This window comes from Cognatishimia sp., from assembly GCF_049116455.1.
Classification (GTDB): Bacteria; Pseudomonadota; Alphaproteobacteria; order Rhodobacterales; family Rhodobacteraceae; genus Cognatishimia.
Genome location: NZ_JAGDYW010000003.1, coordinates 1138877 through 1157976 on the forward strand (window position 1 = coordinate 1138877; position 19100 = coordinate 1157976).

Below are 19100 nucleotides of genomic sequence, written 5' to 3' on the forward strand. Positions count from 1 at the left end.
CTCCTATTAGAAACCAATTGCAGTCTGCCGCCATTCCAAGTTGACAAAAATGGAACATAATGAATTTATCATTTCATGAATGAAATGAACTTAGACTGGGACGACCTGCGCCTGTTCTTAGAGGTGGCCCGTTCAGGCGGTCTGTCACCTGCAGCTGCACGTACAGGGAAAAGCTCGGCCACGCTGGGCCGACGGCTTCTCGCGCTCGAAGCGGCAACAGGTCAGGAGTTGGTCCAGCGTCATGCACGCGGATATGGGCTGACCGCACAGGGAGAAGTGCTGATGCAGCGCGCCGAGGATATCGAGGCCCAGATCAACCAGGCCACGCAAACCCAAGATGCCTCACAGCGCCCCTTGGTCAAATTGTCGGCTGGCACCTGGATGGCGCGCTATTTGGCCATTCATATCGCCCAGATCATCACGCCCGAAGATCGCATTCGATTAAGGTTTGTTTCATCGGAAGAAAAATTGGACATTGCCCACCGCGAGGCCCTGATCGGTATCCGCAACCAACGTCCAACCGAGGTGTCTTTGGCCGCACAGAAGGTGGCCCGCGTTCATTTTGCCGCCTTTGCAAGCAGAGATACGGTGCATGGTTGGATCGGGGTCGACGTTGATACGCCTTCAGCACGGTGGGTCAAAGACCATAAGGGCGATCAAATTTCTGTTGAGGCCAACACCCCTTTTGTTGCTTTAGAATTGGCAAAAGCAGGCGCAGGGCGCATCCTTTTGCCCGAGCGCATCGGTGCAGCGGAGGCCGGATTACAGCGCGTGTCAGACACAATCGATGAGCTAAGCCATGATCAATGGCTTGTGTCCCATCATGATGACCGCAACGCCTCTCATGTGCGCCATGTGATCAACCGGGTAAGGGCGATATTGATGCGTTGAGGCCTACCACATAGTGTTGGCGGCACGCGCCTTCCAATCGTCATCGTAGGTTTTGCCACCTTCTTCGCCATGGGTCTGTTCCGCGAGAATTTCTCCGATCGTTGGGAGCTCCGCGCTTTCGTCAGCACTTGACCAAGTCCGGGCCCGCATCAAAGCACGCGCGCATTGGCTGTAGATCTCTTCTATTTCAATAACAATTACAGAGCGTGGCTGCTTGCCTTTGAATTCAAATCGGGCGCGCAGTTCTTCATCTACTGTGACCCTTGCCTGCCCATTCACTCGGACAACGTTGTTGGACCCGGGCACAATAAACATCAGAGAAATTCGAGGGTCACGCACGATGTTACGAAGTGTATCAATGCGGTTGTTTCCACGCCAATCCGGCAAAACCAGAGTGCTTGGATCAAGCTCTGTCACAACCGGGCCATCATCACCACGCGGGCTGCCATCAGCCCCGTCTGGACCAACGGTACTAACAATGCAAAGGCGCGACGCCATGATCCATTTGCGATAAAGCGGTGTCAGCGAATGGGCGACCTTTCTGAGCGCTGCCTCTCCCGGTTGACCATAGTGGCTCTGGAGCTCTTCAAGACTGTTGAGAAACTGCATCCAAATCAAACCCCGCGTCTTGCATCAGCGCATTGGAGCGCTGCTCTACTTGGGTTTCAAGCTGCGCCATGAAAGATTTTTGATCAAGGCCTGCAGGGATCGGATCAAGATATTCGATAACGGCATGACCCTTTTTGCGCAGGATACCGCGTTTGGGCCAGAAAAGCCCGACATTGGTCGCCGCAGGCACGCAGGTCTGGCCGAGTTGCTCGTAAAGGACATAAGTTCCGACCTTATAGGGCCGTTCTGCCCCAGGGGCGACGCGTGTGCCTTGAGGGTAGATGATCAATTGTCCTGGCCGGGTTGCGCCGCGTATGACGTCATCGGCCATCTTTTTAATGGCTTTGCCGCGCTTGCCACGATTGACTGGAACGCAGCCAATGCGCCAAGCATATTGGCCCAAGATCGGGGCATACATCAACTCGCGCTTCATAATGAATTTACCCGCAGGCAGGCTGCCCATCAGAAGGATGATGTCGAGGAAACTCTGGTGTTTAGACGCGATAATCACATTGCCTTCGGGCACCTGTCCACGCACCTCGGTGGTCAGACCTACCAACACGCGCAGAGTGAAACAAACCCAACCACAGTAAACGCGCATGCCAAAGATCGCCGCATTTCGGCTTAGAAGGGCTGGGATGAAGAAAAACAACCCCATCAACAACATCATTACATACATCTGAATGATAAAAACGAGCGAGCGCAGCCACTGCAGCATTAACGGAGTTCCTTCAAAGTGCGCCGCGCAGCAGTGCCGGTCGCAAAATAGCCAACCACAGCCGCCAGCAGTGGGATAAAGAGCAACCAGACAGCGCTGAATCCTTGAAAGCCAAGCCCGGTAAGAAACCCACCCTGCTCTTGAGCAGCGGGTAAGATCAGCACAGCAAGGAAGCCCACAAAGGTCCCAACGCCCGCGCCACCACAGGCGCGGATGGTAAAGCGGCGCACAAAGGCTTTGGCGATATAACTATCTTGCGCGCCAACCAAGCGCATCACAGCGATGATTTTCGCATTTGCCGCCAATGCCGCCTGTGCGGCAAGCGTGATCATCGCGGCGGTCACAAGCGCGATCAGAGTAATCGACAAGAACCCCAACAGGCGTAAGCGTGAGGCCGCTTGCTGCAGTGGTTTCCGCCAACGGGTATGGTCGTCCAAGATGGCTCCGGGAACTTCAGCCTGCAAACGCAGGCGCAATCCGGCTGCGTCATAGCCGTCTGAGGTTTCTTCAATCGTGATCAGCTGCGGGATTGGCAAATCTTCAACAGGCAAATCCGGGCCAAACCAAGGTGCTAACAAAGCGCGTTGCTCGGCTGAGGACATAGCTTCGGCTTTGGCGATACCAGGCGTGGTCGACAGCACATTCAACGCAGCAGCGGTTTGTGCGGCCATTTGTTCAACCGGTGCAGATATCCGTAGTGTCGAACTTTGAGCGAGCTCATGCCCCCATCTTTGCGCCAAACGACCCGACGCCAAGGAAAGTGCAATCGCAAAGACGGCAAGGAAGGCCATCGCCCCTGAAGCAAACAGCGTCAAGCGCGCGGTAAATCCAGTCGGCGGTACCATACGGTCTGCTTGCGCATCCCCGACGATCACTGACATGATATCACTTAATATCCGCTTCATAGATCCGCCCCTGCAAGCTGCACTCGGCGATTTGCGATCCGCAGTACCCGCGCCTGAACTTTCGATTTTGCAGCCCGGATCAAGTTCATATCATGCGTGGCAATCAAAACGGTCTTACCCATCTTGTTAAGCTCAATGAGCAGCTGCAGCAGGCGTTGGGACATTTCCCAATCCACGTTGCCGGTGGGCTCATCCGCAAACACAATGTCCGGGGACATGATCACCGCACGCGCAAGGGCTGCACGCTGACGTTCGCCACCGGAAAGTTCCGGCGGCAAAGCCTTGGCGCGTTGCTTCAACCCGACCCAAGACAGCAGCTCTTTCAGGTTGGCAACTTGTTCAAGGTCATTGCGATCCGAAACCGTCAGGGGCAAAGCGACGTTGTCTGCCAGCGGCAAGTGATCCAAGAAATGACAATCCTGATGCACCACCCCGATCCGTCGGCGCGTCATGGCGTGATCATCGCGGGTCATTGTGCGGATGTCCTGACCAAACAGGGAAGCATGGCCTGCCGTGGGTGACAGTGCCCCGTAGCAGAGTTTTAGAAACGTGGTTTTGCCCGCACCTGACGGGCCGGTCAGGAAATAGAAATCCCCGGGCTGAATCGTCAGATCGATTTCACTTAGCAGCTCTCCGCCACCGTAACTGTAGGCGACGTTGTTCAACTCAATCACTGGGGGCCTCATTTCAATTTATCCTGTTGTGCCGTAGCATCGCTCTGGTTGCAATATTGCCAAGGCCGCCTTTGTGCTTTCCTGCAAGCCCAATCCACAATATGTTGTGTAAAAGACCATGGGTAACTGGGGTTCAGGGGTTGATGCGGTTAACTTGTCCAAATTGCGATGCGCAATATGAAGTTCCAGATGACGTGATTCCTCAGGATGGGCGCGATGTTCAGTGCTCCAACTGCGGCAGTACTTGGTTTCAAGCGCATGCAGATCAGCTGTCGGATGAGGCCAAAGAGCAGCCCGATGACGCTGAAAAAACCGCATGGGAACCAGAGACGCCAGACTCTGAATCCTTAATTGACATCACACCACCCGACGCAGATACCGCACAAGATGCTCCAACAGCAGATGGACCCATTTCCATGGCTGCCGATGCGCCGGACGCGGTGCTGGCAGAAGCTGTAAAGGCGGCAATCCGCCGAGCACGTCCTCAAGCGAGCCAATCGTCAGATGATCAAGTCACTGAACCGGATGAGACGCAGCCCGAAATAGGCCAATCTGACTCAGAAGTAGAACGCGATTTCGAAGGCGATCTGGATGCCGCTTTGGGTGAAACTGATCAAGCCGACGCTGCACCAGATGTCTCATCAGAGGAACCAGCATCAGAAGAGCCGCAGGAAGATCACCACGATGATGCGCGTTCAGAAGCGTCATCTGAAGACGACATCTATTTCGAGCCCAGCTCGGACCAAGAGCATCACGACGATGTCGAGGAGACATCCAAACCCAAGCGCCGCACGATCGATCCTACTGTCGCGAATATCCTGCAAGAGGAAGCCGCGTTTGAAGCAGATCGGCGCGCGGAAGAAACCAATCTCGAAAGCCAGCCTGATCTTGGCTTAGATGAGCCGATGGATGATGCTGCCAAACGTGCGCAACAGGCGCGCGAACGCATGGCACGGATGCGCGGTATTTCACCGGAAGCCGCGGACCAACCCATCGAACCTATTCCAGAAAACTCGCGCCGTGATTTGTTGCCTGACATTGAAGAGATCAACTCAACACTGCGCGCAACAGAAGACCGCGCACCCGAAGAACAACCCGATGGACGTCCAACCATCGGTCAGCGCCGGGCTGGTGGGCGTCGAATGGGCTTTGCTTTGGCCCTGCTTTTGATCGCAGCGGCAGCATTGATCTATACGCGACCAGAGTTGGTCACTGAAAACGTTCCGGGTTCTGACGGACCTGTGGCGGGCTTTATCAATTTCATCGACAATATGCGCGTTAAACTGGACACCCAGATGACCCAGCTGATGCTTTGGCTTGATGGAATGTCATCGGAATAACTCAGGCAAGTCCATTCAAGACGGCTGACTTAGAACCGATCCAACAAACGTTTGAGGTAGTTGCGTTCAATTTCCGGGCGTTCGCCTTCTCCAGCGCGTCGTCGGATTTCATCTAGCAAATCCCGTGCCCGGCGATAGACATCTTCACCCTGCAACAAGCCCTGCTCTGTGCCAGGCATGCCTTGTTGTCCGGGATTGCGCCCAAGTGGATCACGCGCAGATCCTTGATTGTTCTGCGCCTGCCCTTCTTGGCCCGGGTTTTGCTGATTTTGAGCGAGGGCCTCACCAAGATTTCGCATGCCTTCGCGCAGGGCTTCCATTGCTTCGGATTGCTGATCGATGGCCTCAGCAAGGTCTTTATTGCGCAATGCCTGCTCAGCGCCGTCCATGGCCTCACCAGCGCGTCCCAAGGACTCTCGTGCAGCATCACCTTCCGGAGTACCCTGCCCTGGGAGCGCCCGTTGTTGACGTCGCAATTCCTGCCGGAGCGCCTGTTGCTGATCGGCCAGTTGGCCTTCTAGCCCCTGCCCGTCTTCACCATTTTGGCCTTCTCCGGCCTCGCCCTGACCAGATCCCGTTCCACCAGTGCCGTCATGAGATTGCCCCCGACCTTCACCGCCAGAAAACCCTTCGTTTTCTGAATTCTGCCCGGCTTGTGCGTTGGGGTTAAATTGCTCCTGTAAATCGCGAAAGGCTTGATCGCTAAGCCCTTGTTGTTCGCGCAGTGTTTCACCCAGTTCATCCATCGCTTGCTCGCCCGGAGATTGCTGGCCCTGCCCGCCCTGTGTGACGCGCATGTTCTCCATCAAACGCTGAAATTCCTCCAAGGCTTGCTGCGCCTCGGCCATTCGGCCCTGTTCCATCAGCTCTTGGATGCGGTCCATCATGCGCTGCAGATCATCCTGCGTCATCTGGATGCTGTTTTGCGCCTGTTGCTGATCGTGTGAGAAATCTTCGTCTTGATTGTTTTGCTGAGCCAATTGGCGCATGTAATCTTCGGTCGCTTCGCGCAATTCTTGCATCAGGCGCGCGATTTCTTCGGAAGTTGCACCACTTTTCATGGCTTCCGCCAAGCGTTCCCGAGCGCGTTCCATACGTTCGCGCGCATCATCCAGATCTCCATCTTCCAGCTCAACTGCAAAGGCCCATAATTCCTCTGCAATGGCATCGCGATCGGCATCAGGAATGCCTTCGGGGATCACGCGTTCTATATGCCGTAGGATCGTGCGCAGCCGCAGGTAATCGCTGTCTTTGCGAAAGACACCTTCGTTTGGACGATGGGAAATCGCGCGCATCAATTGTGCGATGCGCGGTCCGTTTTCACGCGACCACAAAAGATCGCGCCGCAACTCAATTAAGGCATTCGCCATCGGATCAAAGAAGCGCCGCGCGGGAAGATCAAATTGCACAACAACCGGGTCGCTGGTTTGTCCTGCCGCATCCCGTGCCTGTAGGGTTACCTCCACAGGCAAATGTGCCCAGGGATGGGCCGAGAAATCGTCAATCAAAGCTTCATCAAAAGCCTGCCGCTGCCCGGTGATCGGAAGCGGCAACTTCATATCGATCGCGGTCACATTTTCGGGTTTTTTCGCAAGGCCAAACCGGCGATCCACTTTGCCAAGATCAAGGGTCAATACAGCCGTTCCGTCGACAACTTCATAGTCGTCTGATGCTGTGAAAGGCAGGGTCATCTCACCCCGATCAGAGGTCGAGACTTCTTGTGTGACTTCCAAATTGGGTCGCGCATCTGGGATCAAAGCGACGTCCCACCGGCGTCCTAATTCGCCTGCGATTTCAAGCGTGCCGTCCTGCTTCAGCAAGAACGACTGGGCTGGGTCTGCGGCGCTGGGAACCTCCGTGCGGGCTGAAACCGTTTCATTGACCGTCAATGCACCGATTTCTCCATAAAGCCGCAAGGTCACCTGACTATTCACCGGAAGTTCAAGCGGGCCTTGGGCAAGATCATTCAGATAGAGTGTTGGTAATCCGGTGTAGGCCGGTGGCGAAATCCAGCCCTCCCATGAGGCCGGCGCAATGCTGGCGGCGGTGTTTCCACCTGGTGCCATCGCTGAAACGCTGCTCATGCGGTTCACACTGCCAAACAAGAGGCCAATGCAAAGCAACAACAGCGCAGTGAAACGCAGGCCAAACGGATCAAGATGCGAAATTACCCAATTCGGCCGCGGTGGTCGCGCGCGTGCGGCTTTCTCTGCCATACGATTCTGATGAGCCTGCCAAATGGCTGCCGTAGCGGGATCGGTCTGACCCAAAGCGGGCTGATCCAACAAGGTCTGAACCGGACGTCCAGGCAAGGTATCATCCAAACGCACAAGTGCATCGTCGCGACTTGGTAAAGACAAGCGTCGCAGTCCGCGCCATGTGAAAACCAAAAGGCCAGCCAGACAGGCAAGTCCAACAACCCAGACGACCTCGACCGACAAAACATCCTGCAGCCCCAGCATGAGGGCCGCCGAAACAATAAAAATCAGGGACCAAACCGGCCAAAAGGCGCGAATCAGGCGCTCGGAAAACAGGCCCAGTCGCGTCAGCGACAGAACCCAATTTAGCTTACTCAGGACGGCATTTACGCGGTCGGCCTGTGCCATAAGCTCCCAATCTGGTGGCTATGGGCGGAATTGCCCAAGGCGCCCCCTGAATGAGGTGCCTTTAGAGCCACTCAGGAATGGTATCGCGATTTATCATTTCTTCAAAGGTCGGACGTGAGCGGATAACCGCAAATTGATCGCCATTGACCAACACCTCAGGAATAAGCGGGCGTGTATTGTATTCACTCGCCATCACCGCGCCATAAGCACCAGCCGACCGGAAAGCGACTAGATCGTCCGCTTTGACTTCGGACATCACCCGTCCTTTGGCAAAGGTATCACCTGTTTCACAGACCGGCCCAACGATGTCGTAGCTTGCAGGTTCTTCACCCGGAGCCGCCTCGATCACAGGAATGATATCGTGATGCGCTTCATACATAGCTGGACGGATCAGATCGTTCATCGCGCCATCAATGATCATGAACTGGCGGTCTTCGCCTTCCTTCACATAGATCACCTTAGACACCATGATGCCCGCATTGCCCGCGATCAAGCGCCCCGGTTCGATTTCAATCTCGCACCCAAGATGGCCAAGGGTCTCTTTCACCATCGCGCCATATTCAACCGGTAGCGGCGGCGCTTCATTGGAGCGCTCATACGGAATGCCCAAGCCTCCACCCAAATCGAGGCGTTTGATATTGTGCCCATCCGCGCGCAGAGTTTCGGTCAGTTCAGCAACTTTTTGATAAGCCATTTTAAACGGCTCAAGTTGTGTGAGCTGACTGCCAATGTGCACATCGATACCAATCACTTCGAGACCAGGAAGGCTTGCGGCATGGGCATAGACTTCGCGTGCGCGGCTGATCGGAATGCCAAATTTGTTTTCAGATTTGCCAGTTGCAATTTTGGCGTGGGTCTTGGCGTCCACATCTGGGTTCACCCGAACGGTGATTGGCGCTTTGACACCCAAAGCAAGCGCGACCTCGTTGATCACAGCCATCTCTGGCTCAGATTCCACATTGAACTGGCGAATACCGCCGCTCAGGGCAGCGTGGATTTCATCGCGGGTTTTGCCGACACCAGAAAAGACGATCCGATCCCCGGGAACACCTGCAGCCTTTGCACGGGCATATTCACCACCCGAAACCACATCCATACCTGCGCCCAGCGCGGCAAGCGTTTTCAAAATGGCTTGGTTGCTGGCGGCTTTCATCGCATAGCAAACCAAATGATCCGTTCCTTCCAAAGCCTCATCAAACAAGCGGAAGTGACGTTCAAAGGTTGCTGTGGAGTAGCAATAAAATGGGGTACCAACAGCGGCCGCAATCTCTGCAACCGGCACGTCTTCGGCGAACAACGCCCCGTCGCGAAATAGAAAATGATCCATGGAAAGCCATCCCTGCCAGAATTCAACAGAACTCTCTTAGGCAGGGAAAGCAGATTCCGCAATCATGGGATGCGGATTTACAGGCTGACGCCTACAGAAACCGGACCTTTTTTAACGCCAACCTTGGTTGTGGTTGTCACGCCATTCGGTCCAATCCCAATGCCAATGCCAGCGCTGGGTTTAACAGGCGCGCCATCAACACCGCAGGAAGCAAGCAAAACAACGGCCATCAATGTCGCAATCCGTTTCATACCAAAAGATCCTTCCAACGCGCGACCTGCACACGCACTTGGCTTGGCGCGGTACCGCCATAAGAGGTGCGAGAGGCCACGGAATTATGCACGCCCAAGACGCCAAATACGTCCTCAGTGATGTGCTCGTGTACTGATTTCATATCCTCAAGCGTCAAATCGGGCAAATCACAGCCGCGAGATTCCGCCATCGCAACCAGCGTACCTGTCACGTGGTGTGCATCGCGGAACGGCATATTCAATGCGCGTACAAGCCAGTCAGCCAGATCGGTAGCAGTCGAAAAACCACTACCGGCCGCCGCTTCAAGACTATCGGTATTCGCGGACATGTCTTTGACCATGCCTTCCATCGCTGCCAGCGCCAGCATCAGGCTGTCTGCGGCGTCAAAGGTTTGTTCTTTGTCTTCCTGCATATCTTTGGAATAGGCCAGCGGCAGACCTTTCATGATGATGGTCAATGCTGTGTTGGCCCCAAAAATCCGGCCGATTTTTGCACGGATTAGCTCAGCCGCGTCTGGGTTTTTCTTTTGCGGCATGATCGAGCTGCCGGTAGAGAAACGATCAGAAAGCGTCACAAAGCGGAACTGCGCCGAAGACCAGATCACAAGCTCTTCAGACAGGCGGCTGAGGTGGATCGCGCAGATCGACGCTGCAGACAAGAAGTCCAAAGCAAAGTCACGATCAGAAACCGCATCCAACGAATTTGCAGCGGGACGATCAAAGCCCAGCGCATCTGCAGTCATATCACGATCAATTGGGAAAGACGTCCCTGCCAGCGCTGCAGCGCCCAACGGAGATTCGTTCATCCGCTTACGTGCATCCACGAAACGGCTGCGGTCGCGCGCCAACATTTCAACATAGGCCATCATATGATGACCCCATGTGACCGGCTGCGCCGTTTGCAAATGGGTAAAACCTGGCATGACCCAGTCCGCACCGACCTCTGCCTGCGTCAACAGGGCGCGCATCAGGGCTTCAATACCAGAAATAGCCGCATCCATCTGATCCCGCACCCAGAGTTTAAAGTCCGTTGCAACCTGATCATTGCGCGAACGCCCTGTGTGCAAACGGCCTGCTGGCTCTCCGATCACTTCTTTCAGACGCGCTTCGACGTTCATGTGAATGTCTTCTAGCGCCGCAGAAAAGTCGAATTGACCGTTCTCGATCTCTGACAAGACCGTGAGCAGCCCTTTCCTAATCGCCTCAGCATCCTTATCCGTTATGATGCCTGCCTTGGCCAACATGGCTGCGTGGGCCCGCGAGCCAGCAATATCCTGCGCCGCCATCCGTTGATCGAAACCGATCGAAGCATTGATTGCTTCCATGATCGCGTCTGGACCGGCGGCGAAGCGGCCACCCCACATCTGGTTCGAGGATTTGTCTGTCATGTCGTGCCCTTCGGAGGAACTATGCGTCTGTTACGTTTAAGCGTGCTTTATATGGCCTTGGCGCTTAGCGCAAATATTGCGTCTGCTGATATTGAAACCGCCACCGCTCTGCGCGAAGGCGATATGAAGAAACTTGTGTTTCATCCCGAGGCAAAGGAGATTTCCGATGCTGCATTTATCCATGAAAATGGCGGCGAAGGCACTCTGCAAGATTACGAAGGCAAATATGTCCTTCTGAATTTCTGGGCCACATGGTGCGCGCCTTGCCGCCATGAAATGCCTATGTTGTCTGAGCTCCAAACTGAATTGGGTGGAGAGACATTCGAAGTTGTGACCTTGGCAACAGGTCGCAATATGCCCCCTGCTATGGCCAAGTTTCTGAATGATATTGGCGTTGATAACTTGCCGCAACACCGGGATCCAAAACAGGCGGTTGCGCGCGAGATGAAGGTCTTTGGCCTGCCGACCACCATGATCATTGATCCTGATGGTAATGAGATCGCCCGCTTGCGCGGAGATGCCGATTGGTCCAGCGACAGTGCGAAAGCCGTGTTGCGTGCCTTGCTTGGTGATCAAGACAGCTAAAATACGCTAGGCTGATTAACGGCTTCTTCATTCCTCCGACGTCTAATATGGGCATCGGAGGGTGATGATGGGCAAACAACAATCCAAGGCTCGGCAAAAACAGCGCGTTAAGAAACGGCGGATCGTTCAAGATAGCCCCCTTGATCGGGCTGTCCTTGTACGCGATGGCGCAGTTTTGGATATGGTGCGAGATGCCATTCGCCACAAAGAAGTGTTGCTGGCCTACCAACCCATCGTGCGCGCCTCAAATCCCAAGTCGGCCGCTTTTTTTGAGGGCCTGATCCGAGTACTTGATGAAACTGGGCGAGTGATTCCCGCAAAAGACTTCATGCATTCCGTCGAAGACACGGAAACAGGCCGGGAATTGGATTGCCTTGCGCTTGAAAAGGGGCTGCGCACTTTAAAACAGGTCCCGAACCTCCGGCTATCTATTAACATGTCAGCACGCTCCATTGGGTACCGGCGTTGGAACAACATCCTCAATCGGGCCATAAACGCGCGTTCTGACATCGCATCCCGTTTGGTTTTGGAAATTTCAGAACCGTCCGCCATGCAGGTCCCCGAACTGGTCATGGATTTCATGGATGAGCTGCAGCCAAAGGGGATCGCCTTCGCACTGGATGACTACGGGTCGAACCTGACTTCGTTCAAATACTTCAAAGACTTCTTCTTTGATATCGTCAAAATTGACGGCCAGTTTACGCAGGAAATCAGCAAGGATCTTGAAAACCAAGTAATCGCCGGAGCGATGGCAAATATCGCGCGTCAATTCGACATCTTCACAGTTGCGACACGTGTTGCGAGTATAGAAGATGCAAATACCCTTAACGGGTTAGGTTTTGACTGTCTGCAGGGCTATTTATTTGGTGCTCCGACGGTCCATCCGCCGTGGGGCAAGCAAGAAAATTCCACACAAGCGGCATAAAATGAAACTTTCTTACAAAATATGCGCTCTTGTTATTGTCGCACTGCAGCAAATCCGATAAAGCAGCCCTTGGAAAGGGATGAATGTGTCCCGCCGGTGGACGCATTTTTGCATCTTAGAGGATCGACAATATGACGAACGTAGTAATCGCCTCCGCAGCCCGTACTGCTGTTGGCAGCTTTGGCGGCTCTTTTGCGAACACGCCAGCTCACGATATGGGCGCGGCTGTTTTGGAAGCTTTGGTTGAACGCGCTGGCGTTGATAAATCAGAAGTGTCTGAAACAATCCTCGGTCAGGTTCTGACCGCAGGCCAAGGCCAAAACCCAGCACGCCAAGCACATATCAATGCAGGCCTTCCTCAGGAAAGTGCCGCATGGAGCATCAACCAAGTTTGTGGTTCCGGTCTACGTGCCGTTGCTCTGGCAGCTCAGCACATCCAACTGGGTGATGCATCTATCGTTGCAGCGGGCGGTCAAGAAAACATGACCCTTTCCCCCCATGTTGCACATCTGCGCGCAGGCCAGAAAATGGGCGACATGAAGTACATCGATTCCATGATCAAAGACGGTCTATGGGATGCGTTCAACGGCTACCACATGGGCCAAACTGCGGAAAACGTTGCTGCAAAGTGGGGAATCACCCGCGAGATGCAGGATGAATTTGCTCTGGCGTCTCAGAACAAAGCCGAAGCTGCTCAGAAAGCTGGCAAGTTTGATGATGAAGTGATCCCATTCACAATCAAAACTCGCAAAGGTGAGATCATCGTCGACAAAGATGAATACATCCGCCACGGCGCGACCATCGAAAACATGCAGAAACTGCGCCCAGCCTTCATGCGCGAAGGCGGCACCGTAACCGCTGCAAACGCCTCCGGTCTGAACGACGGCGCTGCAGGTGCATTGCTGATGTCTGCAGACGAAGCTGAAAAGCGCGGCATCACACCTTTGGCGCGCATTGCGTCCTACGCCACAGCCGGCTTGGACCCATCCGTCATGGGCGTTGGCCCAATCTACGCCTCCCGCAAAGCGTTGGATAAAGCGGGCTGGTCGGTTTCCGATCTGGATCTGGTTGAAGCCAACGAAGCCTTCGCGGCACAAGCTTGTGCTGTGAACAAAGACATGGGCTGGGATCCATCCATCGTCAACGTCAACGGCGGCGCAATCGCGATTGGCCACCCAATTGGCGCATCTGGTTGCCGCGTTTTGAACACGCTGCTGTTTGAAATGCAGCGCCGTGACGCCAAAAAAGGCCTAGCGACTCTTTGCATCGGCGGCGGCATGGGCGTAGCCCTCTGCGTTGAGCGCCCATAAGTCTGGGACGTCCACACTTTGTTTGTGAAGGGCGTCCCTCTGTGGGGGCGCTCTTTTTTGTTAATAAGTGCATACTTTTTTAGCAGAAAATTGAATTTCGCTACGGTGCGGCAATTTTCCCAAAGAAATAATATTGCACACCGAGCGCAATCTACGTAACAGAATTACCAGGAAGATTTAGCCATATTGGAGGAAGACCATGGCAAAAGTAGCACTCGTCACCGGCGGTTCACGCGGCATCGGTGAAGCCATTTCCAAAGCCCTGAAGGCTGAAGGCTATGACGTTGCAGCGACCTATGCTGGCAACGATGAAAAAGCGGCGGCTTTCACAGAAGCAACCGGTATCAAAACCTACAAATGGAACGTTGCTGACTATGACGCGTCCAAAGCGGGTATCGCGCAAGTCGAAGCCGACCTTGGCCCAATCGATGTTGTTGTCGCAAACGCTGGCATCACCCGTGACGCGCCTTTCCACAAAATGACCCCTGAGGCGTGGAAAGAAGTTGTCGACACCAACCTAACTGGCGTGTTCAACACCGTTCACCCAATTTGGCCAGGTATGCGCGAGCGTAAGTTCGGCCGCGTTATCGTAATCTCTTCAATCAACGGTCAAAAAGGTCAATTCGGTCAGGTGAACTACGCCGCGACCAAAGCGGGCGACTTGGGCATCATCAAGTCTTTGGCACAAGAAGGTGCACGCGCTGGTATCACTGCAAACGCGATTTGCCCGGGTTACATCGGAACTGAAATGGTTCGCGCGATCCCTGAGGAAGTTCTTAACACCAAGATCATCCCTCAGATCCCTGCAGGCCGCCTGGGTGAGCCAGAAGAAATCGCACGCTGCGTGGCATTCTTGGCATCTGATGATTCAGGCTTCATCAACGGCTCAACCATCTCTGCCAATGGCGCACAATTCGTCGTCTAACGCGCAGATAATTCAAACTACCAAGGGCCGGTCAAATGACCGGCCCTTTTCGTTGTGCCCCGTAAGAACTGTTGCCAGATCAGCGGGACGGTTCCGTAAGGAGCATCGGCACCAGCGGAACATCTTTGTCACCAGCTTTAGATTTGGTGAACCAGGAGAAAATCTTCGCAAAAATCGCTGCACGTTCTGCATGCGCTTTCCGGTAGGCTTGGGCGATTTGCGGGTTGTGAGACACTTCAATCATCGTGCGCTCCTGCATTTGAATTTCTGAACTGATTCAAACATGGCGCTTTGCAGAAATGTTTACAAACGAGACTTTTCAACGCTTCAATTTAGTTTTACTTAACTGATATGCCTGATCGCTTACCCCCCCTCACCGCCCTGCGCGCCTTTGAAGCCGCCGCACGCCACCTGTCCTTTGCAAAGGCCGCAGATGAGTTGAATGTCACGCCTGCAGCCCTTTCGTTTCAAATCAAATCGCTGGAAGAGCATCTTGGAAGCCCGCTGTTTATTCGGCGCAACAGAGCCGTTGACTTGACCGAAGCCGGTATCGCGCTGTCCCCCGGGACCACAGAGGGTTTCGATTGGCTTGCAAATGCATGGCGAGCCGCCAAGCGCACGGTGGATGTGAACACATTAACGATCACAGCAGGGCCCGCGCTGACAGCCAAATGGCTTGCGCCAAGAATATTTGATTTTGCCAGAGCACATCCAGACATCGAACTGCGCTTCTCGGCCACGCTTCGAAACTTGGACTTTGATCACGACGATGTAGATGTCGCCATTCGGTTTGGACAAAAAGACTACCCACAGCTTTACAGCGTGCCTGTGCGAAACGAGTGGATCACCCCGGTAATGACCCCTGAAATGGCCGCGGAGTTTGACACACCGGAAAAGCTTTTAAAGGCACCGTTGATCTACGATGACTCCTTAGATTTTCTAAACCCGCGCTGTGATTGGCCAACTTGGTTTCAAGCAGTCGGACTGGAATTCCCAGCCGACAAGCGTGGGGCCCATTTTTCCAATGCAGACCACGCAATCGACGCTGCAGTTGCGGGCGTTGGCGTGGCGCTCGGACGCCGACCAATTATCATGCAGGATGTGATGGAGGGGCGCCTTGTCGCGCCTTACAACTTAGCGCTCGAAATGGATGCAAGGTTCAGTTTTTTGTGCCGGAAAGGCGCTGAAACCCGGCCCGACGTCGCGGCGCTGCGCGATTGGTTTGTTGCAGAAATCGAAAAAACCGCGCATTTCTCAGATGACTTTGAAATTATCAAATTGGCCGAACTTACCTCGTCATGACCAAAAACAAAGCAACCTTGTTGGGCTTCGTCGCCGTGATCCTTTGGTCGTTCCTAGCGCTCTTCACGGTCGGCACCGCACCAATGCCTCCCTTACTGCTGAACGCAGTCTGCTTTGCGATCGGAGGTGGCCTTGGGCTATTCTGGACTGCGCAATCTGGCGGATTTTCAAAACTCAGATCCGTGCCACTTTGGGTCTTTGGATTTGGCACCGTTGGGCTGTTTGGATATCACGCGCTTTATTTCAGTGCTTTGCGCCTGGCCCCAGCGGCTGAGGCGGGGCTCATTGCTTATCTTTGGCCTTTGCTGATTGTTCTATTCTCAGGATTCCTACCTTCAGAAAACTTGAAACGCGCTCATATCTTGGGTGCAATTGTTGCCTTTACAGGGGCCGCTCTGATCGTATTGGGCGGTGGTGAAGGCTTTAACGCTGATGCAAGTGCCGGGTATGCACTGGCCTTTTGTTGCGCCCTATTCTGGAGCGGCTACTCGGTTATTTCACGGCACCTGGGTGATGTTCCTACGGCTGCTGTGTCAATCTTTTGTATCGCAACTGCAGCCCTATCCTTTGGATTGCACTTAACGCTTGAAACCACAGCTTGGCCGCAGGGAGCGCTTGGCTGGGGGTCAGTATTAGCGCTTGGCCTCGGCCCTGTGGGTTTGGCTTTTTATGTCTGGGATGTAGGTGTGAAAAAGGGCGACATTCAACTGCTTGGCACAGGCTCTTATGCAGCGCCCCTTTTGTCGACTTTGATTTTGGTTGCAGCAGGTGTGGCGCGCGCCAACTGGACCTTGGTACTTGCGGCCATTTTGATCACTGCCGGGGCATTGATCGCTGCGCGCGCAAGCGTAAGCAGCAGGGACCAGGCAAAATAAACCCCGCTTCTGATGAAACGGGGCAATTCAAAAGATTTGGTGTCGTTAAGCAGACAGTCGCTCGATCTCTTCTTTGATCTTCAATTTCTGCTTTTTCATCTCTGCAACCTTGAGGTCACTTGACCCAGGTGCTCGTTGTTCCGTTTCGACAAGCTTTGAGAGGCTCTCGTGTTTCTGTTTCAGTTGTTCCAGGTGTGCGCTTACGCTCATATGGTATACTCCTCTCAAGTTGGTTTCGATTAACCAAAACAGTGCACCATAAATGAGGACATCTGTCACGCTGCAGGCGCATAATTTTTACCTTAAAACCAAAGTAATTCCGCATAGATCCAAGCAAGATTATTGCGCATATCGAAATTGCATAGACATATTAGAATGTTATGTAGGGTCAGTTGTGGGCGGATTTATGCCGGGATCGGTAAGGCTTTTCCGTCTCTGAGAACCGCTTTTATGCCGATAGTGTAGTCTTCTGCATCTTTTTCGTGCCGCAACCCTTGATGAAGTTGAAAAGGTGCATGCAGCCTTAAAGGTGCGCGACCCGAATGGCGGGCGCGGACAATCACCAGATTGGCATCCCGTTCAGGGCGCGGAATAAAAGGCTGAACCTGCACAGACCCCATAGATGGCGGCATCAAGGACAAAATATCACCAACCCGTTCTGCGCGGTGAATGAAACTGATGTAGCCTTTAGGTGCCACTCGTTTCGCGGCCACTTCGAGCCAGATTTTCAAAGGGGTGTCTTCCCCCATTGCGCGCTCGCGCCCGGCATCAGATGCTGTATGTCCCGACAAGCGATCAAAATATGGCGGGTTGGCTATCACGTGGTCAAATCGCTGCTGTTTCAAGTCACTGGGCAGTTTGGCAAGATCGGCTTCAAACACATCGAAATCGGCCTGATTGAGTGACCCGTTTGCACGCGCGAGGGCCGCATAATCGGGCTGAATTTCAATGCCTGTGAGGGATAGTTCAGAGACACGCGCTGCGAGGCATAGCGCCGCAGTGCCAACCCCTGTTCCCAACTCCAAGACACTTTGTCCCGATTTGGCAGGAATGGAGGCCGCCAAAAGCACAGGATCAACGCCCGCGCGATATCCCACCGCTGGCTGACGAATACGAACGCGACCGCTAAGGTACTCGTTTTCTGTGATTTTATCAGTCACTGACGCCCCAAAGGGATTTCATTGTCTTTCATGACACGCTCGGCCTGCACAAGACTGTCGGCATGCACCAAAATACGACGTGGAAAGATGCCAATTCCACCTTCTAACACGCTCATATTTACGTCCATTTCAAAGCAGTCTATACCCTCCCCTCGAAGGAGTGCCATGGCAAAGGCGATGATCGTCGGGTCGGTGGTACGCAAGAGTTCCTTCATATCTGGGATGTAAGGGCAAGGAGCGGTGAATGTCGAGCCTTGTGACGGGAGTGTGATGGGTCTGGACCACGCAGCAACAAAACCGCATGAGGCGCTGAGCGCACTTTTGTCTGACGAATTGAATGCGGTGAACACACTGATCACCCAGCGCATGGCCAGTGAACACGCGCCTCGTATTCCTGAGGTCACAGCGCATCTTGTCGGGGCTGGCGGCAAACGCCTGCGCCCGATGCTGACTTTGGCTGCTGCGAAACTATGTGGCTACGACGGCCCTTACCACTTGCATTTGGCTGCGACGGTAGAGTTTATCCACACAGCGACACTGCTGCATGATGACGTTGTAGACGAAAGCGGCCAGCGCCGTGGACGCCCAACAGCGAATCTGCTGTGGGATAACAAAAGCTCGATCCTTGTCGGCGACTACCTATTCTCGCGTTCATTCCAATTGATGGTCGAAACTGGCTCCATGCGCGTACTTGATATTCTTGCCAATGCGTCTGCGACCATCGCAGAGGGCGAAGTGCTTCAGCTCACTGCAGCTCAGGACCTGCGCACCGATGAAAGCGTGTATCTGCAAGTTGTGCGTGGAAAAACAGCAGCGCTGTTTTCAGCCGCAACCGAAGTTGGTGGCGTGATTGCTGGCGCCGACGAAACTCACATCAAAGCCTTGTTCGACTATGGCGATGCCCTTGGGGTGTCTTTTCAGATCGTTGACGATCTGCTGGATTACCAAGGCGATACCAAATCCACCGGTAAGAACGTTGGCGATGACTTCCGTGAGCGTAAATTGACCCTGCCAGTGATCAAGGCCGTGGCGAAAGCCGACGCAGAGGAACGCGCCTTTTGGCAGCGAACCATCGAAAAAGGCAAACAAGGTGACGGCGATCTAGAGCATGCTCTGGACCTGCTGAACAAGCATGACACGCTAGAAGCAACACGTGTCGATGCATTGTACTGGGCCGATAAGGCCAAGACCGCATTGGCACCGCTGCCAGATCACGAAATAAAGACTCTGCTGATCGATCTTGCGGACTACGTCGTCGCACGAGTGAGCTAGAAAGCCACTTCAGAACTGGATGGGGGCTTTGCCCCCA

Annotated in this window: 21 protein-coding genes; 9 read left to right on the forward strand and 12 right to left on the reverse strand. The window is 54.0% G+C overall.

The features are described 5' to 3' along the window. Positions 1-75 precede the first annotated feature (75 nt). Complete coding sequence (locus tag JXQ85_RS10650; protein ID WP_421748879.1) at positions 76-891, forward strand: LysR family transcriptional regulator; 816 nt, start codon at positions 76-78, stop codon at positions 889-891. Positions 892-894: 3 nt separating this feature from the next. Here JXQ85_RS10650 and JXQ85_RS10655 read toward each other — a convergent pair whose 3' ends face one another. The 4 genes from JXQ85_RS10655 to JXQ85_RS10670 are packed head-to-tail and all read right to left on the reverse strand — an operon-like array spanning position 895 to position 3797. Then, complete coding sequence (locus JXQ85_RS10655) at positions 895-1500, reverse strand: pyridoxamine 5'-phosphate oxidase family protein (RefSeq protein ID WP_421748880.1); 606 nt, start codon at positions 1498-1500, stop codon at positions 895-897. Then, the gene (locus tag JXQ85_RS10660) at positions 1478-2218 is read right to left on the reverse strand and encodes a lysophospholipid acyltransferase family protein (protein WP_421748881.1); all 741 of its coding nucleotides are present in this window, start codon (positions 2216-2218) and stop codon (positions 1478-1480) included. The genes JXQ85_RS10655 and JXQ85_RS10660 overlap by 23 nt, the downstream gene beginning before the upstream one ends. Beyond that, on the reverse strand, positions 2218-3123 hold the full coding sequence (locus JXQ85_RS10665) for a cell division protein FtsX (protein ID WP_421748882.1): 906 nt from the start codon (positions 3121-3123) through the stop codon (positions 2218-2220). The genes JXQ85_RS10660 and JXQ85_RS10665 overlap by 1 nt, the downstream gene beginning before the upstream one ends. Continuing rightward, complete coding sequence (locus JXQ85_RS10670) at positions 3120-3797, reverse strand: cell division ATP-binding protein FtsE (RefSeq protein WP_421748883.1); 678 nt, start codon at positions 3795-3797, stop codon at positions 3120-3122. Before JXQ85_RS10670 ends, JXQ85_RS10665 begins: the two co-directional genes overlap by 4 nt. A gap of 143 nt (positions 3798-3940) precedes the next feature. On the opposite strand from JXQ85_RS10670, the gene JXQ85_RS10675 reads away from it, so the two are divergent. After that, positions 3941-5137, forward strand: a complete 1197-nt coding sequence (locus JXQ85_RS10675; protein ID WP_421748884.1) for a zinc-ribbon domain-containing protein — start codon at positions 3941-3943, stop codon at positions 5135-5137. Positions 5138-5166: 29 nt separating this feature from the next. On the opposite strand, the gene JXQ85_RS10680 is transcribed toward JXQ85_RS10675, so the two are convergent. The 4 genes from JXQ85_RS10680 to argH form a co-directional block, all read right to left on the reverse strand. Beyond that, positions 5167-7743 carry a TIGR02302 family protein gene (locus JXQ85_RS10680; RefSeq protein WP_421748885.1) on the reverse strand — a complete coding sequence of 859 codons (2577 nt, stop codon included), beginning with the start codon at positions 7741-7743 and terminating at the stop codon, positions 5167-5169. A 61-nt stretch (positions 7744-7804) separates the two neighbouring features. After that, positions 7805-9070 (reverse strand): diaminopimelate decarboxylase, encoded by a 1266-nt coding sequence (gene lysA / locus JXQ85_RS10685; RefSeq protein ID WP_421748886.1) that lies wholly within the window; start codon positions 9068-9070, stop codon positions 7805-7807. 77 nt (positions 9071-9147) lie between these two features. Beyond that, positions 9148-9321 (reverse strand): hypothetical protein, encoded by a 174-nt coding sequence (locus tag JXQ85_RS10690; protein ID WP_421748887.1) that lies wholly within the window; start codon positions 9319-9321, stop codon positions 9148-9150. After that, positions 9318-10709, reverse strand: a complete 1392-nt coding sequence (gene argH / locus JXQ85_RS10695; RefSeq protein ID WP_421748888.1) for an argininosuccinate lyase — start codon at positions 10707-10709, stop codon at positions 9318-9320. Before argH ends, JXQ85_RS10690 begins: the two co-directional genes overlap by 4 nt. A gap of 21 nt (positions 10710-10730) precedes the next feature. Here argH and JXQ85_RS10700 point away from each other — a divergent pair, with 21 nt between their 5' ends. The 4 genes from JXQ85_RS10700 to phbB all read left to right on the forward strand — a co-directional run bounded on the left by JXQ85_RS10700 (position 10731) and on the right by phbB (position 14454). After that, positions 10731-11294, forward strand: a complete 564-nt coding sequence (locus tag JXQ85_RS10700; protein WP_421748889.1) for a TlpA family protein disulfide reductase — start codon at positions 10731-10733, stop codon at positions 11292-11294. Positions 11295-11361: 67 nt separating this feature from the next. After that, positions 11362-12219: an EAL domain-containing protein gene (locus tag JXQ85_RS10705; RefSeq protein WP_421748890.1), complete on the forward strand. Its 858-nt coding sequence runs from the start codon at positions 11362-11364 to the stop codon at positions 12217-12219. Between the two features lie 131 nt (positions 12220-12350). Further along, positions 12351-13529: an acetyl-CoA C-acetyltransferase gene (locus tag JXQ85_RS10710; protein ID WP_421748891.1), complete on the forward strand. Its 1179-nt coding sequence runs from the start codon at positions 12351-12353 to the stop codon at positions 13527-13529. 199 nt (positions 13530-13728) lie between these two features. Further along, positions 13729-14454 (forward strand): acetoacetyl-CoA reductase, encoded by a 726-nt coding sequence (phbB, locus tag JXQ85_RS10715; protein ID WP_421748892.1) that lies wholly within the window; start codon positions 13729-13731, stop codon positions 14452-14454. 79 nt (positions 14455-14533) lie between these two features. Here phbB and JXQ85_RS10720 read toward each other — a convergent pair whose 3' ends face one another. Then, complete coding sequence (locus tag JXQ85_RS10720) at positions 14534-14698, reverse strand: hypothetical protein (protein ID WP_421748893.1); 165 nt, start codon at positions 14696-14698, stop codon at positions 14534-14536. Positions 14699-14805: 107 nt separating this feature from the next. Here JXQ85_RS10720 and JXQ85_RS10725 point away from each other — a divergent pair, with 107 nt between their 5' ends. Together JXQ85_RS10725 and JXQ85_RS10730 are read left to right on the forward strand one after the other, a co-directional pair. Further along, positions 14806-15756: a transcriptional regulator GcvA gene (locus tag JXQ85_RS10725; protein WP_421748894.1), complete on the forward strand. Its 951-nt coding sequence runs from the start codon at positions 14806-14808 to the stop codon at positions 15754-15756. Further along, a complete protein-coding gene (locus tag JXQ85_RS10730) occupies positions 15753-16631 on the forward strand; it encodes a DMT family transporter (protein ID WP_421748895.1) in 879 nt (292 codons plus the stop codon). The genes JXQ85_RS10725 and JXQ85_RS10730 overlap by 4 nt, the downstream gene beginning before the upstream one ends. 45 nt (positions 16632-16676) lie before the next feature. Here JXQ85_RS10730 and JXQ85_RS10735 read toward each other — a convergent pair whose 3' ends face one another. The 3 genes from JXQ85_RS10735 to JXQ85_RS10745 all read right to left on the reverse strand — a co-directional run bounded on the left by JXQ85_RS10735 (position 16677) and on the right by JXQ85_RS10745 (position 18006). Beyond that, positions 16677-16841 carry a YdcH family protein gene (locus JXQ85_RS10735; protein WP_421748896.1) on the reverse strand — a complete coding sequence of 55 codons (165 nt, stop codon included), beginning with the start codon at positions 16839-16841 and terminating at the stop codon, positions 16677-16679. Positions 16842-17035: 194 nt separating this feature from the next. After that, positions 17036-17791, reverse strand: a complete 756-nt coding sequence (locus JXQ85_RS10740) for a tRNA1(Val) (adenine(37)-N6)-methyltransferase (RefSeq protein ID WP_421748897.1) — start codon at positions 17789-17791, stop codon at positions 17036-17038. Then, positions 17788-18006, reverse strand: coding sequence for a DUF2007 domain-containing protein (locus JXQ85_RS10745; protein ID WP_421748898.1), 219 nt, complete (start codon positions 18004-18006; stop codon positions 17788-17790). The genes JXQ85_RS10740 and JXQ85_RS10745 overlap by 4 nt, the downstream gene beginning before the upstream one ends. A gap of 55 nt (positions 18007-18061) precedes the next feature. On the opposite strand from JXQ85_RS10745, the gene JXQ85_RS10750 reads away from it, so the two are divergent. After that, complete coding sequence (locus tag JXQ85_RS10750) at positions 18062-19063, forward strand: polyprenyl synthetase family protein (RefSeq protein ID WP_421748899.1); 1002 nt, start codon at positions 18062-18064, stop codon at positions 19061-19063. Positions 19064-19100 lie beyond the last annotated feature (37 nt).